Raw genomic sequence first — 16,437 nt, 5'->3', positions numbered from 1 at the left:
TTAATCCCTTAACTGATTGAGTTTATCTATGTCTAAATGATGATGTTGGCGATACATATGTATCACTAAGCTTAAACCTATGGCTATTTCAGATGCAGCGAGTGTTAAAATCAAAATATACATAATTTGACCATCACTATTTGCGATGGAAGTTGGGTGATATCGACTCCCCGCTATAAATAGTAATACTACGGCATTAAGCATTAACTCTAATGAAATCAATATAAAGAGTAGGTTTCGTCTAGCGAGCACCCCAAAAATCCCTATGGTAAATAAACTTAAACTGAGAAAAAAAATCCAAGAAAGTGGGATCATAATTTGGCTTCCTGATTTTTTGTTGTTTTGGGAAGTATATGCGCACTTTTACTGATATGAATGGCTGTGATTAAGGCCGAAAGTAGCATCATGGCACTGATCACCACTAATAAAGAATATGGGCCATAGAGCTGCTTTCCTATTTGTTTTACGCTGATAAACTCAGAGTGATAAGTATGAGTTAAGGCATTATCGATATCTAGGGGCATAAAAAATAAAATAAAAATAAGCTCACAAAATAAAATAAGCGTTAATATAAATGCACCTATCGAGGTTGAAAAATGAAATAAATGACGCTCTTGTGCTAAAGACTTTTCACCCTGATGTAGCATCATAGTTACAAATATAAAGAGCACCATTATGGCGCCTGCATAAACTATGATTTGCAATGCGGCCGCAAAAGATGCACCTAATAAAAAAAAGACCATAGAGACTGCTAACATAGTGACCACTAAATACAGTAACGCATGTACTACGTTATGGGCAGTTATCGTTAAAAGTGCACTGATCAAAATGACAGCTGCAGAAATTAAGAATAAATTGTCTATCATAGAGTTAAAGTCCTTAGTTTCATGGCATTAAACTTTTAATATCAATTGGGGGGTTTTCATCGATGGCTTGTCCTTTATTTTTACCCTCAATTGCTTTTCCGCAAATTTCATAAAAGTTGTAATCGTGATATTTACCTGGTCCGCTGATCAATAAGTTTTCTTTTTCATACACTAAGTTTTGTCTGTCATATTCCGCCATTTCCACATCGGGAGTCAGTTGTATTGCATGAGTGGGGCAGGCTTCTTCACAAAACCCACACATGATGCAGCGTGAAAAGTTAATTCTGAATGTTTTTGCTAACCACCGGCCATCTTGGGTTTCATCTTTTTCTACTAAAATGCAGTCAACAGGGCATGCAGCAGAGCATAAATTGCACGCAACACAACGTTCATCTCCATTTGGGTCTCGGGTTAATATAATGCGGCCTCTATATCTAGGAGATAAATAAGGTTTTTGTTCTGGATATTGCACTGTATCGGGTTTGGTAAAAGTGTGTTGGAGTACTTTTATCAGGGTTCTAATTTGACTGATCATAATAACGCTCCCTTTTAACCTAAAATTGCCAGTTTAATGGCACCCGTAAAGAGTAAATTTGCCAAAGATAAGGGTAATAAAATATACCAAGAAAAAATCATTAGCTGGTCATATCTCGGTCTTGGAATAGCTGCTCGTAATAATATGAAAAAGAGAATGAAAAACCCTGTTTTTAAAATGAACCATACTATAGGCGGGAGAAATGGCCCTTGCCAACCACCAAAATATAAGGTGGTAATAAGGCTTGAAATTAAAATGACACCTAAATATTCACCGATGAAAAACATGCCAAACTTCATACTGGAATACTCGGTATGAAACCCTGCGACTATTTCGGTTTCAGCTTCTGGTAAATCGAAAGGGGCTCTGTGGATTTCGGCTGTACCAGCAATTAGAAAGAGTACAAAACCCAATGGTTGGTACACAATAAACCAAACATCTGATTGCGCTTGTACTATGGCACTTAAGCTAAAATCATCAGATAAAATGACCACCCCCATTAATGCAAGCCCCATAAAGACTTCATAACTGAGCATTTGAGCTGCGGTACGCATGGCACCTAATAAGGCGTATTTACTATTTGAAGAGAATCCAGCAAGCATTATGCTATAAACTGATAATGAACTAATGGCTAATAAAAATAGCAATGCATGATCAAATTGTGCAATTTGAATATTGGGAGAAAAAGGAATAATCGCAAAACCTAACAATGTCATGATCATGACTATCATGGGGGCAATTACAAATAAAAACTTGTCGGCAAAAGGTGGGATCCAATCTTCTTTTGTATAAATTTTTATCATATCGGCTATCACTTGAAATAACCCAAAAGGGCCAACACGGTTTGGACCTAACCTATCTTGCCATAAAGATAACAATCTTCGCTCCAACCAGGTCGACCAAGCACCTAAAAGTAATAATATCACTAATATAATCAGTGGAACTAACCAACTATTCATTGTGCTCTCCATCAGTAATAGATGAAACTTGAATATTACTTCCTAATTTAATGAACTCATTTATGGGCACTAATATAATGTCATCGGCAATGGTATCGTTGATGGTGCAGGGCAGTGATAAACAATAATCATCTGAATTAATATTAATTGACTCCCCTGATTTCACTGATAATTTATTGGACATATTTTGATTTAATGAAATTGCAAGTTTTGGAACAAGTTGTTGAATGCTATTCGCATATCCAGCTAATTCATCATTAGTGTAAATATGATGTTGTGGACAGACGATAGTATGAGCTAAAGATGAACTATGAGATGGGTCTTGTAATTTGGGTAGTTTGCTGTGTTTAGGTTTTAGATCATCAAAAATTTTAATACCTAAGTTTATATCAATTTTACAGCTATTATAGCCTGCCTTATTAATTGCTTGATGGGAGTTCCATTTAGGTGACCAAACACCCGTTATTGGGGTGTTTATTTTATGTTGGCTATTATTTAATGTTGATTGCCTAAAAGCTGGTAATCCTTCCATTGAAAAATTGAGCTGTGATTTATTATCTTTTTTAGGGGCGTACTCTTTCACATCTATGTTGGCATAAAAAGCTGTTCGAGCAGATGAACGCATGGCTTGGCGTGCGACTGAGAAATGAGTTTTATCATTTTGTAAGAATTGACTCATTGGTGTTAATTGTGGCGCTATATCTTGAATATATTTAACAATAGCTTGATTGTCTTCTAGTAAATTATGTTGACAAAGCCATTGCCAGCTTGTTTGTCGCATCTTTTCCATCGGCATAACTGCGTAGGAATGCTGCATCCTTGCTTCTGCATTTAACCAAGTTGCATCTTGCTCAAATAAAGAACTTGCTGGTAAAACTAAATCAGCCATTTTTACTGTATCAGTAATGATATGATCTATAACGATAATATTCTTAATTTTATTTAACCAGCTTGTTATTTTTTCATTTGAATAATAACGATATAAATCGGTTTCCATGATGATAAGGGAAGATGGTGGCTTTTCTTCAGTTTGAAAAATTAAATTATCAAGATCTTGCTCTGGTTGACAAAATAAAGATAAACCTAAGGCATTAATCGAAGAAGTTGCACAATAAAAACCTGAATGAGTTTTATGCTGTTTCAATAAAACACTGACTCTTAAACAGGTTGATAATAATGTAACATCAAAATTATATGTGCCCGTAATAATTGTGGGCCTATCGGCTTTAAGAAGTGCTTGCGTTATTTTAAGTGTTGCATCTGAATAGTCATTGTGAGGGTTCTTTAAATATTGTTCAATTTCCAATAGTAAAGAGAGCTGTTTATCAGGGCTAAGGTTTATATTGTATTTTGCAACATCAGATAGTCGGGTATTATGAGTATTTATAATTATAAGAGGTGATTTATCCTCTTGTCTTATATTTCTAACTGCTTCATCTTGCCAGGGTTTTATACCTAACTCAGCCGCTTTTTTTAGGCCTTCATTTTTGGTCATTTGCCTAATTGATAAAGCTAATCTGGGTGCAGTTTGTGTAACATCTTCGCCAATTAAAAAAACAGCATCACTGTGTTCAATTTCTTTTAATGAAGATAAAGATATTTGACTACTTTTATAAGCTTTAGCTAAAAATTGAAGCTGTGAAAGTTCGACTTGCTTGATACCAGCATAAAAATTTTTAGCACCTACGAGTTTATGTAAAGCTGCATTATTTTCAATTGAAGCACGTACAGAACCTATGCCAATGACATGTGCATTTGGCTCATTTATCCATTGCGCTAGCTTCATATGTGTTTGGTTATAACTTAGTATGTTGGTTTGGTGTTCTTGGTCACCTCGCAGCCAAACGTGAGTGGTTTTATTATCAATGTTGGCATGCTCATAGCCAAAACGACCTCGGTCACATAAAAAATGACCATTTATATCTGGATGATGGCGATTATTTATCTTACGTAATTTACCACCGCGCTCAGCAGCATAGGTATTACAACCTATGCTGCAATGTGTACAAATGGAAGGCGATGTTTGTAAATCCCATTTACGAATATAATGCTGACTAAAAGGTTTATCGGTAAAGACGCCTGTTGGGCAAACTTCGGCTAAATTCCCGCTGAATTCATTTTCTAAGGTGCCAGGCTCCGCCCGACCAAAATAGATATTATTTTTTGAGGCAAAAACATTTAAATCATCCCCGCCACAATAATCACGATAAAACCGTACACATCGATAACAGCCAATGCAGCGGTTCATTTCATGATTAAGAAAAGGGCCTAGATATTGATTATTATGAGTACGTTTAGTCCCTGGGTACCGACGTTTTATATGACAACTGAGTAAAGTCATATCCTGTAAATGACAATCGCCGCCTTCTTCACAAACTGGGCAATCATGAGGGTGGTTAGTCATAATAGCTTCAATGTTTGTGGCACGAAAAGTATGTGCCTTTTCATTTTTAAGAGATATTCGCATACCATCTGTTACAGGTGTCATGCATGACATGACTAATCTACCACGTGTATCTTCTTCATTTTGATATTGCATTACAGCACATTGACGGCAGGCTCCCACAGACCCCATCGCTGGGTGCCAACAAAAATAAGGTAGATCCATATTTAAGTTTAAGCATGCTTGTAGCAGATTGATATCATCCGATACTTGGTAAGCTATATTATCAACGTAAAGTGTCACTTTATTGGTCATTGATATCCTCCGAATATGCTTCAGAGCAATAAGGGCATGATTTTTGACTTATATGTAGTTCAAAATCATCCCTGAAATAAATAAGTGCACTTTGCAATGGCTCAACTGCGCCAGGTGCGAGTGCACAAAAGGTATTGCCGGGGGCTGCAAATTTACATAAATCTTCAAGCTGTTTGATGTCGGATAATTCACCTTTACCTTGCTCTATTTTTTCAAGTAGGACTTGCGCCCAGGGCAGTCCTTCTCTGCATGGCGTACACCAACCACAGGACTCTTGAGCAAAAAACTTCACTAAATTAAGCACCATAGCAACTGGGCAATATTTGTCATCTAATATAATAATGGTACCAGTGCCCATACGGCTTTTCTGTTTACCAATTTCGTCATAATCCATAGGGGTATCAAAATGTTTTTCTAATAAAAAATCGGTTGAACCACCACCAGGTAAAAAACCTTTTAATTTGTATCCATCACACATACCACCCGCATAATTATCAATGATTTCACCTATAGGCGTTCCCATAGGTAACTCCCATAAACCAGGCGTTTTAACACGTCCACTGACACCAAAAATTTTTGTACCGGCATCTTTAAATCGACCTAAAGATTTAAACCAAGAGGCACCAAAGTTTATAATATGAGGCAAATTACAGTAGGTTTCGACATTGTTCACGATTGTTGGTTTCCCCCATAATCCGGCTACCTGAGGAAAAGGTGGTTTAGCACGGGGGTTGGCGCGTTTACCTTCAAGTGAGTTTATGAGTGCTGTTTCTTCACCGCAAATATAACGACCAGCACTGGTATGTATGTGAATTTCAAAATTGAAAGCACTACCAAGAATATTTTTTCCTAATAGATTATTGTCGTAACACTCTTTAAGTGCAATTTCGATATGTTTGATAGCAGTGTAATAATCACCACGAATAAAAATATAGCCTATATCGGCATCTAAGGTATATCCACCTATGATTAAACCTTCAATGATCTGATGTGGCGTTTTTTCTAACAGTAATCTGTCTTTATAAGCACCAGGTTCCATTTCATCTGCGTTAACTATCATATATTTTGGATGGGGAGCATCATCACCTTGCGGCACAAAACTCCACTTTAATCCGGTAGGAAAACCTGCACCACCGCGACCTCTTAAGTTTGATTCTTTTATTTCGTCAAGAACAGCAGGTCCTGAGACAGTCAATGCACGTTTTAACCCATCATATCCCCCTTGCATTTGATATTGGTTAAGTTGCCAGCAATTTTCATCTTGAGTAATAAAACGGGTTAAAGGGTTATTTGGAGCGTGCACAGAATGACTCATTTGGCGTGCTCCTGTTGTAAATGATTCAAAATAGAGGGAAGAGACTTTTCTTCTAGTAATTCAAAAAGTTGTTTGTTGGCTATCATCACAGGGGCTTTATCACAGGCACCTAAGCAGGGAAGAGGGAGCAGGGTAAATAAATTATCACGGGTTGTTTCACCATTATTTATTTTGAGTTGTTTTTTTAGGCATTGGCGTATTTTTTTTCCGCCCATTAAATCACAACTGATGCCATCACAGGGATGTAATACATGTTTGCCTACAGGTTGGCGAAATATCAGGTTATAAAAAGTAGCAACAGAGTCTAAATCTGCAAGCGGTAAATTGATATATTTTGAAAGGGCTAACAGACTGGCATTACTTACCCAGCCTCGATGGTTTTGTATTATTTTTAAAGCGTCAATACTTGCACCTGAAACATAAAGTGTTTCTTGTAATAATGCATCTATTTGTTTTTTTTCAACATCACTGAGTTCAACTACTTCATTAGTTGGGATCTCTAGTTGTAATGTCATTAGCTGCTCCTTGTATTTATTACCGCTTTATTTTTATCTATCCACATCTGCCATAACAAAGTCTATACTGGCGATTATGACGATTAAATCTGCCAACATAAGGCCTTTTGATATTTCAGGGATCATCTGTAAATGTGCAAAAGAAGGTGTTCGGATCCGCGTCCGATAACTTGAGCTTGTACCATCACTAATTATGCTATAGCTGTTTATGCCTTTAGTTGCTTCAACGGCAAATGAGGATTCTCCTTTGGGCATAACCGCCCCCCAACTGGCATTTAGAAAGTGCTGAATTTGTGTTTCAATATCATGTTTGCTTAAGTTATTCATGGGTGGTGTTGTTAAAGGGTGTTCTGCTTTATACGGGCCTTGAGGCATATTTTTAATACATTGTTTGATAATAGAAATACTTTGGCGCATTTCTTCTACTCTGAGTTTACACCGAGAATATGCATCGCCTTTATCATCAATGGGTACTAAAAAATCATAGTTTTCATAACCACTATAAGGTGACTTTTTACGTAAATCGTAATCATAACCTGTAGCACGTAAACCTGCACCCGTTATGCCCCAATCTATAGCCTGCTGGCTTGTATACTGACCTATACCAATACTACGTTTTTTAATGATGCTATTTTGCATCACCATAATTTCATATTCATCTAATTTAGCAGGAAAATAATCAACAAACTCAGTCATCATCTTATCCCAGCCTTGAGGTAAGTCTTGTGCTAAACCACCAATACGAAACCAGCTTGGATGCATGCGAGCGCCTGTAATGGCTTCTATGATTGCAAATAATTTTTCTCTGTCTATGAATAAATAAAAGATGGGAGATAGCTGGCCTATATCTTGGGCAAAAGTACCAAAAAATAACATATGGCTTAATATACGAAAACATTCAGATAACATAACGCGAATGCATTTGACGCGTTCAGAAACCTCTATACCTGCCAGCTTTTCAATCGCTAAAATATAAGGGAAATTATTCATCACACCGCCTAAATAATCTATGCGGTCTGTATATGGAATAAAGCCATGCCAAGTTTGACGTTCGGCTATTTTTTCTGCTCCTCTATGATGAAAGCCTATATCGGGTACTGCATCAATGACGCGTTCACCATCAAGTTGTAAAGCAATACGAAATACACCATGCACACTCGGATGATTAGGTCCTAAATTCAAAAACATATAATCATTACTATCGTTGTTTTTTTTCATACCCCATTGTTCAGGAATAAACTTGAGTGCTTGTTGCTCTTTTTGTAGTTTCTGTTCATTTAATGAAAAAGGGTCTTTTTCTGTTGCTCTGCATGGGAATTCTTTACGTAATGGATGACCTGTAAAAGTCGGTGGAAGTAAAATTCGTGTTAAATGTGGATGATCTTTAAAGTTAATACCAAATAAATCCCACGCCTCTCTTTCATACCAATTTGCATTTTTAAATAAGTTTGAGATACTGGCTATGCTTATTTCTGTTTCGCTAAGGGCGACTTTAAATCGCACATGTTGGTTTCTTTGAATGGATAATAATTGGTATACAAGTGTAAAATCTAATGCGGGAATTTGGCTTTTATCTAGGCGTAATCTTTCGTCAACAGCATATAAATCATAAAGCATATCAAAGGGTTCAGATATACTTTTCATAAAAGATAAAATTGAAATTAACATTTTATTTGAAATCCACAAAGTGACAATCTGATCGACTGTTTTTTGTGGTGTAAAATGACTGTGTTCGAAATGGCTGAATAGTTCTGGAATTGCGTTTATTAAATGATTGTCAATTTTATTGTTATTATTAATTATTGGCATATTTTATACTCCATCAGGCGTTCGAAGTGTTGTTGTTGCCATACGATGTGTATTTTTTTCATCTCTTAAATTTCGAGTCGAAAATTGAGCAATTTCATCGGCCGTTACGACACGATTTAATGGTCTTTTTTGTTTATCATATCCTTGTGTTATGGCTTGTTGTAATAAAGTTAAACCGTACATGAGCGCTTCAGGTCTTGGTGGACAACCGGGAACGTAGACATCAACGGGTAAAAACCTATCAGCACCTTGAACCACACTGTATACATCGTACATGCCCCCTGAATTTGCACATGACCCCATACAAATCACCCATTTGGGTTCAAGCATTTGGTCATACAGGTGCTGAATAACGGGGGCCATCTTTAAAAATACAGTACCTGAAATTACAATTAAATCTGCTTCTCTTGGGGTTGCGCGTATCACTTCTGAACCAAAACGAGCAATATCGTGGCGACTTGTAAAGGAAGTTGCCATTTCAACATAACAACAAGATAGGCCAAAATTAAATGGCCAAAGCGAATTTCCTCGACCCCAAGCGACTAAATCTTCAAGTTTAGTTATCAAGATGTTTTTTTGTGTTAACTCTTCTATTCCTGCAGCTTGAGTATCAATTTGTTGTTCGGGTGTGGTTAATTTCCAGCGCATTTAAGCCTCCTTACCCCGAGAAATTGTTGCGTTTTCAACGGGTGTTTTTTCACCCCATAAAAATGCACCCTGTTTTATTTCATAAAGTAGCGCTATTAATAAAATGAATATAAAAAATGAAGTAATAAAAAAACCATGCCAGCCTGCTTCCATCACTACAATTGACCAGATGTATAAAAAAACAGCTTCAATATCAAAAATGACAAATGAAATAGCCACTAAAAAATAGTTTACGTTCCATCGAATATCGGTATCACCTTGTGCCACTATGCCAGATTCAAAAGGTAGGTTATTAGTGCGTAAAGGGACTTTTGGGTTCAATAAATGTGATACTAATAACATAGTGATAGTAAGTGCTAAAATAGCTATAAAATAAACGACAAAGCTGGTGGATATCATAAAACGCCTTAATTTTTTATTATTAAAAATCAATGAAATATATGAGAGTTACAGCATCTGATAAAAGCATAGTCTAATTTTTCTACAATCCAAGTCGAAATATATAAAATTTTGAATTAAATAAAGAAATCTATTGTTTTGTTTTAAAATAATGAGGTGTCTTGATAAATAGTTTGAAGCCCAAAAAATGCGCCTTTAAGTGTACTGAAAGGCGCGTTTTAATTTTATAACGGGTTTACTAAATTAAACGATACGATCATGACCTTTTTCATAAAAAGAACGTAGATGAATATCTATTGCATTGAGAATATTGTTTCTTGTTATTATACCTAATAACCTGCCATTTTCGTCAACCACAGGGTAAAGCTTAGGTTTGTTTTTAGTCATTTGTTCTGCTAAATCGAGCACTGAATCATCACAACCTACTGTTAACACATCGGTGCGCATAATGTCTTCTACAGTAGAGTGAGACTCACTTAAATAGGTATCTTTTAATAAGTGGGTGAGACATTCTTGTTCAGATAAAAAACCAATAACATGTTTATAGATATCTAATACTGGACCACCTATTTGATGGGATTGAATTAATTTTTCTGAGGCTTCTGCAACGGTCATATCAATTTTAAAGGTTACAGGGCGTTTATTCATGTAATCCGCAACTTTAATGGATTTCATTTAGTTCTCCTGATCTGTTTTATTCCACTTAATATAATTGTTCTTAGTCTATATAGACAAGCTTAGCTAGGTTTTTATATTTTGCATTAATTTCTTATATATAAGTCACTTCAAGATAAATTTGAAGGTGATTTTGTTAATCATAACTTTAATAACTCAGACTCTGATATCTATTTCATGTACTCCAAAAACGTCACCGGAGTTTGATAAAGCGATACTTGAATGTGTCATTTTGGCTTGCAACTGATTTTGTTTATCAAAAAAGTTGAAAGGTGTTTCAGTCGAATTTAATAAAATACCTTCAATTTTTGTATCACTTAATTTGATCCAAACTTCATCTCCTGAGTCGTTAACATGCCAAATATATAATTTGTCAAAAGCTTTATCTTCTGGATCAATGAACCCATTATTATTTTGATCAAGTTTTGATAATTCATTAAAACCGCTACCAGTATTTGGGCCAAATAATTCAGTACCATTATCAGCCTGACCATTTTGGTTTTTATCATGCACAAGGTAACCAACATTTCCTGAAAACATGGGTAAACTGTCTTTTTGTTGATCTTGATTTATATCTATTTGGCTTGTTTCACCGTTCAAACCAGATAAAGATGCACTTCCATACTGAATTATTAAAGGGTCTTTTAATTGAATCGCAGATACTTCTATTTGGGAGATTGAACTTTGCTTTTCTGTTAAGTTAAATTGGTAATCCACATTGAAATTTTTATTGTTTATTCCAAATTCACCTTTTAAATTAAAATTGAGTGTTTGTTCTCTCATATGTGTTTGAGTTACCTGCAACCAGTCATCGGATAAAAATACTTTATTGTTTATGGTAACAACTTCAGTCTGATTTCCTGGTGCAATATTTTGATTTTCTGAAGCTATATTATGAGACACCACTTTTAAATCAAGTTGCTTTTTGATGTTTATTTTTTTACCAAAAAACTTCTCTAGAATAAGTTTCTGTTGTAGCAACTCGGGTGAGAAATGGGATGACTCTTCCTCAAAGACTGAATTATCGTCATTACCTTGCTTAGTTAAGGCTAGGATTGAGAGCTGAACTAAAGCATCGGGTTGGGGTTGATTAGAAGTGTCTGTTTTTGCTTTTTTATTAAATTCAGCTTGCTTTCCTAGTACTTTGACTGTATTTGTAGTGCGGGTTTTATTATTGTAATTAACATTTAGTTGTATATTTTTTTCTAGAATAGACATCTGATTATCTCAATAATATGCACTATATTTTTTATATCGACCGAGACGCAAAAAATTGAACAAATAATAAGAAATAAATCTAAAATATAATGTGAACTATTTTTTATTGAGGTTTATATTTATTCAATTTGCGTGTTATTTAATTAAACTTAAATTTCAATGGGTTAGCGTGCAATAACGATACTTATTGTAAGATTTTTGAAAAATATAATGACAACGCTGTCATTAATTGTGTAACATTAATTAAACATGAGTTGAGAATAAAATACTTGTTTGGGGTTTTTCCTAAATAATAAAGTAAAGAATTATAGGCTAAGGGTCATTTAATGATTGAGATGAGTGATAAAGAAAATCAGTTATATATAGGGATCGATGGCGGTGGAACTAAATGTCGCGCAACTGTATTTTCTACTAAAGATGGTATTGTGGGGACTGGTCTGGGTGGACCTGCAAATCCACTACATGGTCTTGAACGTACTTTAGAATCTATCATGGTCTCAACTCAATTCGCTATGAAAGATGCAGGTTTAGGGAGTAATGATGTTAAACAAGTTGTGGCCGGTCTTGGCTTAGCGGGTGTTAATTTACCTGGTTTATATCAAAAAATTAGTCAATGGCATCATCCATTTAAAAAAATGTTTCTAACAACTGATCTTCATACTGCATGTATAGGTGCACATAAAGGAGAAGATGGGGCTGTAATAATTACAGGTACTGGATCTTGTGGCTTTTCATTTATTAATGGTAAAGGCACGAGTCTTGGAGGTCATGGTTTTTCTCAAGGAGATAAAGGTAGCGGTTCATGGATGGGCTTAGAAGCTGTTAAAGCGTGTTTACTTGATTTAGATGGACTTGGCCCACAAACTATGATGTCAGATTTAATGTTAAAACATTTTGATGCTACTGATGCTATGAGTGTTGCTGAAAAAATGGCTGGTAAGCCTTCAAGCGCATATGCTCAACTTGCGCGAATGGTGTTTGCAAGTGCAGAACAAGGCGATTTAATCGCTTCTGTGATAGTGCGAGAAGGCGCATCATATATCAGTGATTTAGCACGTAAATTACTTGAAAAAAACCCGCCAAGATTGTCTATGATAGGGGGTTTAGTTGAACCTTTACATAAATGGTTAGATCAAGATATTTCAATAATAGTTAAACCACCAATACAACCACCAGAGATAGGTGCTGTATATTATGCACAACAGTCGTTGGCAAATAACTAAAATTACTAAATGATACTTTTATATATTTTATGTAGGGCAAAATTAATATGGCACAGTTTTTTCGGGCAAAAAATGTTTTTACAGGAAGTGAATTTATTAAGAATGTCACTTTAAAAATAGAACAAGGTAAAATAACCGAAATAAACCAGCTCGAAGTTGAAAATGCTCAACAACTTGAGGGATTACTTGTTCCTGGCTTTATTGATGTACAAGTTAATGGTGGTGGAGGTGCATTTTTTAATGCAAAACAAACGCCTACATGCTTGCATGACATTGCAAGCGCTCATGCTCAGTTTGGTTCAACGGCCATTATGCCTACTTTGATAACAGATAGTATTGAAGTAATGAATCAAGCTGCAAATGCGGTAGCTCAAGCAATAAAAGATAAAATGCCGGGCATAGTTGGAGTGCATTTTGAAGGACCTCATTTATCGCTACCAAAAAAAGGCACCCATAGTGAAAAATTCATACGCGGTATTTCTGAGGCTGAATTTACAGTTTATGAACGTCAAGACTTAGGTCTTAAAATGGTCACCTTAGCACCTGAAAATGTTTCTATTGAAGATGTAAAGCGTTTGGTGAAATGTGGTGTAAAAGTATGTTTAGGTCATACAAATGCAGACTTTGAAACTACCATGAATGCACTGGATGCGGGAGCGGATGGTTTTACCCACTTATTTAATGCAATGTCGGCTTTTACTTCCAGAGAACCTGGTGTTGTTGGTGCTGCACTTTGGCATCAAACAAGCTGGTGTGGCTTGATTGTTGATGGTCACCATGTACATCCTGCATCGGCAAAACTTGCTATAAATACAAAACCAACTGGTAAAATTATGCTTGTAACCGATGCAATGCCTGTTGTTGGTACAGAAGACATGCAATTTGATTTCTTTGATGGTCGAACAGTGATACGTACAGGCGATAGACTTAATTCTTCTACAGGTGAATTAGCTGGAAGTGTTTTAGATATGGCGTCGGCTGTACGCAATACGGTAAATACTTTAGATATTAGTTTAGATGAAGCTTTGCGCATGGCGTCAGCCTATCCCGCAGAATATTTAGGCTTAGGAAAAACAAAAGGCAAAATTGAAATTGGTTATAATGCTGATTTTGTTTTATTAGATGAAAACCAATACCCATTAGCAACGTACATTTCTGGTAATAAAATCACAGAGTAATAATTTGTAAAATCCCTGGACAAAAACCCCGCTCCTATAAGTAGTATAAGCGGGTTTTTTTATTTATAGATGATGTATATTTTAAATCAATAACAAGGTTAGATTATGACAAAAGAACAGACCAAATCTAATGAAAATAAAAATACAACTAAAAAAAGGTTAGCTTCTTTAGATGCATTACGTGGCATAGATATGTTTTGGATTTTAGGTGGTGAAAAAATATTTGCTGCCTTATTTATTTTAACAGGTTGGGCTGGTTGGCAGGTTGCAGAAATGCAAACATTACATAGTCAGTGGCATGGCTTTACATTTTATGACTTGATTTTTCCTCTATTTATCTTTCTTTCAGGTGTTGTGATGGGGTTATCACCAAAGCGAATAGATCATCTCGCCTTGTCAGAGCGTTTACCCATGTATAAAAAAGCAATTAAGAGATTATTATTATTATGTATTTTAGGCATATTTTATAATCATGGGTGGGGAACAGGCTTGCCAGCCTCTTTTGATGAAATTCGCTATGCAAGTGTATTGGGTCGTATTGCGATAGCATGGTTTTTTGCCATCATGTTGATATGGCATACTTCATTAAAATTTCAAATAGTTACTGTTGCTAGTATTTTAGTTGGTTATTGGATTTGGCTTTGTTTTATTCCCGTTCCTGGTGGCAATGCTGGTATTTTGACTATGCATGGAAGTTGGAACGCTTGGATAGATCAACATTTTTTACCTGGAATTAGTTATCAAAACAGAGCAACGGATCCTGAAGGTTTGTTATCAAACATACCTGCTATTGCGAATGCTGTTTTAGGGGTATTTGCAGGAAGGTTAATTGCAAAAGCGCCCACTTTAGGTGAATGCAAAGCAGCTGGTATTTTGGTTGGTTCAGGTTTTATGTGTTTAGCATTAGGTTGGAGTTGGGATTTAATATTTCCGGTTAATAAAGATTTATGGACCAGTTCATTTGTTTTAGTTACATCAGGATGGAGTGCTATTTTTCTTGGAGTATTTTATGTGTTTGTGGATGTATTAAATTACAGAAAATGTGTTTATCCATTTGTGATTATTGGTGCTAATTCAATTATGATTTATTTAGCCTCAAGCATAGTGAACTGGGAATATATCGCAAACAGCATATTTGGTGGGTTGGTTTTATCTGGCCCTGAAACGTGGCAGCCATTACTGAGTATTTTTTCATTACTAGCTGTGCAATTATTGTTATTACATTGGATGTTTAAACGTAAAATTTTAGTGAGTGTATAAATCTAATAATATTTACTTAAAAATTATTTTACTTTTACTTTACAGACGTAGTTAAAAAAGCAATAATGACAGCGTTGTCAATTATGGTTGAAACCTAATATATATCGTATCCCGTTTAGGTTTTTGATCTATGGTTAATTATATCTTGCACGGGTTATTAACCATAGATCCCATTTTCTAATTTTTATAAGAGTTAATTCATATGCAAATTGTTATCTTAAAAGATGCTACAGAAGTGGCTCAATACGGTGCTAATATTTTTATTGAGCAAATTAAAAATAAAGCTAACTCTGTAATTGGTTTAGCAACAGGTTCAACTCCGGTCGCACTTTATCAGGAATTAATAAAAAAAAATCAGCAAGATGAAGTTAGTTTTGCTGAAGTTTCCAGCTTTAATTTGGATGAGTATTTAGGTTTAAAAGGTGAGCATCCACAAAGTTACCGTCATTTTATGACTGAGCAGTTATTCAACCATATTAATATTGTAAATAGTAATACGCATGTACCTCCTGGAGATGCGGTTAATCCAGTTTTAGCGTGTAATGAGTATGAAGAAAAAATAGTACAGGCTGGTGGTATTGATGTGCAACTACTTGGTATTGGTCGAAATGGACATATTGGCTTTAATGAACCTTCTTCAGGCTTAACATCTCGCACTCGAGTAAAAACCTTAACGCAAGCAACAATTGACGATAACGCACGTTTTTTTGCTGAAGATGAATATCAGCCCCACTTATCTATCACCATGGGAATAGGGACTATTTTAGATTCCAACAAAGTTGTATTATTAGCAACCGGTGAAGGTAAAGCTGATGCAATTAAAGACATGGTTGAAGGGCCTCTGGCAGCTATTTGTCCTGCTTCTGCATTACAACTTCACCGTGATGCAGTAATCGTAATTGATGAAGCTGCTGCATCAAAACTATCTGATACAGAATTTTATAAACATATCGAATCTGAAAATCAAAAATTATTGGCACAGCTTGCTAATTTGAATTGATTTTTAAAAAATAATTTCATATTTTGTGCAAAAAGATCCTTAATTGGATCTTTTTTATGTTTTTTCTGCTACATATTTTGTAGCGGTGGTGTTATAGTCAATTTAATTAAAAATTAAAGGATTTAATATGGCACTTCCA

At 35.5% G+C, this 16,437-nt stretch carries 16 protein-coding genes; 4 read left to right on the top strand and 12 right to left on the bottom strand.

Features of this window, described 5'->3' with window-relative positions:
* The 12 genes from nuoK to BM088_RS16250 form a co-directional block, all read right to left on the bottom strand.
* Positions 1–315, bottom strand: a complete 315-nt coding sequence (gene nuoK, locus BM088_RS16305; protein WP_091986705.1) for an NADH-quinone oxidoreductase subunit NuoK — start codon at positions 313–315, stop codon at positions 1–3.
* The gene (locus BM088_RS16300; protein WP_091986702.1) at positions 312–866 is read right to left on the bottom strand and encodes an NADH-quinone oxidoreductase subunit J family protein; all 555 of its coding nucleotides are present in this window, start codon (positions 864–866) and stop codon (positions 312–314) included. The genes nuoK and BM088_RS16300 overlap by 4 nt, the downstream gene beginning before the upstream one ends.
* 19 nt (positions 867–885) lie before the next feature.
* Positions 886–1,401 carry an NADH-quinone oxidoreductase subunit NuoI gene (gene nuoI, locus BM088_RS16295; protein ID WP_091986699.1) on the bottom strand — a complete coding sequence of 172 codons (516 nt, stop codon included), beginning with the start codon at positions 1,399–1,401 and terminating at the stop codon, positions 886–888.
* Between the two features lie 14 nt (positions 1,402–1,415).
* Positions 1,416–2,360: an NADH-quinone oxidoreductase subunit NuoH gene (gene nuoH, locus BM088_RS16290; protein WP_091986696.1), complete on the bottom strand. Its 945-nt coding sequence runs from the start codon at positions 2,358–2,360 to the stop codon at positions 1,416–1,418.
* Positions 2,353–5,058 (bottom strand): NADH-quinone oxidoreductase subunit NuoG, encoded by a 2,706-nt coding sequence (gene nuoG, locus BM088_RS16285; RefSeq protein WP_091986693.1) that lies wholly within the window; start codon positions 5,056–5,058, stop codon positions 2,353–2,355. Before nuoG ends, nuoH begins: the two co-directional genes overlap by 8 nt.
* Complete coding sequence (gene nuoF, locus BM088_RS16280; RefSeq protein WP_091986690.1) at positions 5,048–6,373, bottom strand: NADH-quinone oxidoreductase subunit NuoF; 1,326 nt, start codon at positions 6,371–6,373, stop codon at positions 5,048–5,050. The genes nuoG and nuoF overlap by 11 nt, the downstream gene beginning before the upstream one ends.
* Positions 6,370–6,888 carry an NADH-quinone oxidoreductase subunit NuoE gene (gene nuoE / locus BM088_RS16275; protein ID WP_091986688.1) on the bottom strand — a complete coding sequence of 173 codons (519 nt, stop codon included), beginning with the start codon at positions 6,886–6,888 and terminating at the stop codon, positions 6,370–6,372. Before nuoE ends, nuoF begins: the two co-directional genes overlap by 4 nt.
* 33 nt (positions 6,889–6,921) lie before the next feature.
* Entirely contained in the window at positions 6,922–8,697 is a 1,776-nt protein-coding gene (gene nuoC, locus BM088_RS16270) for an NADH-quinone oxidoreductase subunit C/D (RefSeq protein ID WP_091986685.1), read from the bottom strand.
* Between the two features lie 3 nt (positions 8,698–8,700).
* Positions 8,701–9,345, bottom strand: coding sequence for a NuoB/complex I 20 kDa subunit family protein (locus BM088_RS16265; protein ID WP_091986683.1), 645 nt, complete (start codon positions 9,343–9,345; stop codon positions 8,701–8,703).
* A complete protein-coding gene (locus tag BM088_RS16260; protein ID WP_091986680.1) occupies positions 9,346–9,744 on the bottom strand; it encodes an NADH-quinone oxidoreductase subunit A in 399 nt (132 codons plus the stop codon). It abuts the gene before it with no gap.
* A gap of 243 nt (positions 9,745–9,987) precedes the next feature.
* Positions 9,988–10,419, bottom strand: coding sequence for a CBS domain-containing protein (locus BM088_RS16255; protein ID WP_091986678.1), 432 nt, complete (start codon positions 10,417–10,419; stop codon positions 9,988–9,990).
* Between the two features lie 156 nt (positions 10,420–10,575).
* A complete protein-coding gene (locus BM088_RS16250) occupies positions 10,576–11,637 on the bottom strand; it encodes a hypothetical protein (RefSeq protein WP_091986675.1) in 1,062 nt (353 codons plus the stop codon).
* A gap of 326 nt (positions 11,638–11,963) precedes the next feature.
* Between BM088_RS16250 and nagK the strand changes: the two genes are divergently transcribed.
* The 4 genes from nagK to nagB all read left to right on the top strand — a co-directional run bounded on the left by nagK (position 11,964) and on the right by nagB (position 16,298).
* Positions 11,964–12,860, top strand: a complete 897-nt coding sequence (nagK, locus tag BM088_RS16245; RefSeq protein WP_091986673.1) for an N-acetylglucosamine kinase — start codon at positions 11,964–11,966, stop codon at positions 12,858–12,860.
* A gap of 47 nt (positions 12,861–12,907) precedes the next feature.
* Positions 12,908–14,038: an N-acetylglucosamine-6-phosphate deacetylase gene (nagA, locus tag BM088_RS16240; protein WP_091986671.1), complete on the top strand. Its 1,131-nt coding sequence runs from the start codon at positions 12,908–12,910 to the stop codon at positions 14,036–14,038.
* Between the two features lie 105 nt (positions 14,039–14,143).
* Positions 14,144–15,298, top strand: a complete 1,155-nt coding sequence (gene nagX, locus BM088_RS16235) for a transmembrane glucosamine N-acetyltransferase NagX (RefSeq protein WP_091986669.1) — start codon at positions 14,144–14,146, stop codon at positions 15,296–15,298.
* Positions 15,299–15,500: 202 nt separating this feature from the next.
* The gene (gene nagB, locus BM088_RS16230) at positions 15,501–16,298 is read left to right on the top strand and encodes a glucosamine-6-phosphate deaminase (RefSeq protein WP_091986666.1); all 798 of its coding nucleotides are present in this window, start codon (positions 15,501–15,503) and stop codon (positions 16,296–16,298) included.
* Positions 16,299–16,437 lie beyond the last annotated feature (139 nt).

It is taken from the genome of Pseudoalteromonas denitrificans DSM 6059 (assembly GCF_900112265.1).
Classification (GTDB): domain Bacteria; phylum Pseudomonadota; class Gammaproteobacteria; order Enterobacterales; family Alteromonadaceae; genus Pseudoalteromonas; species Pseudoalteromonas denitrificans.
The sequence above is the reverse complement of the archived record's forward strand: the minus strand, read 5'-3'. Positions and strand labels throughout refer to the sequence as shown.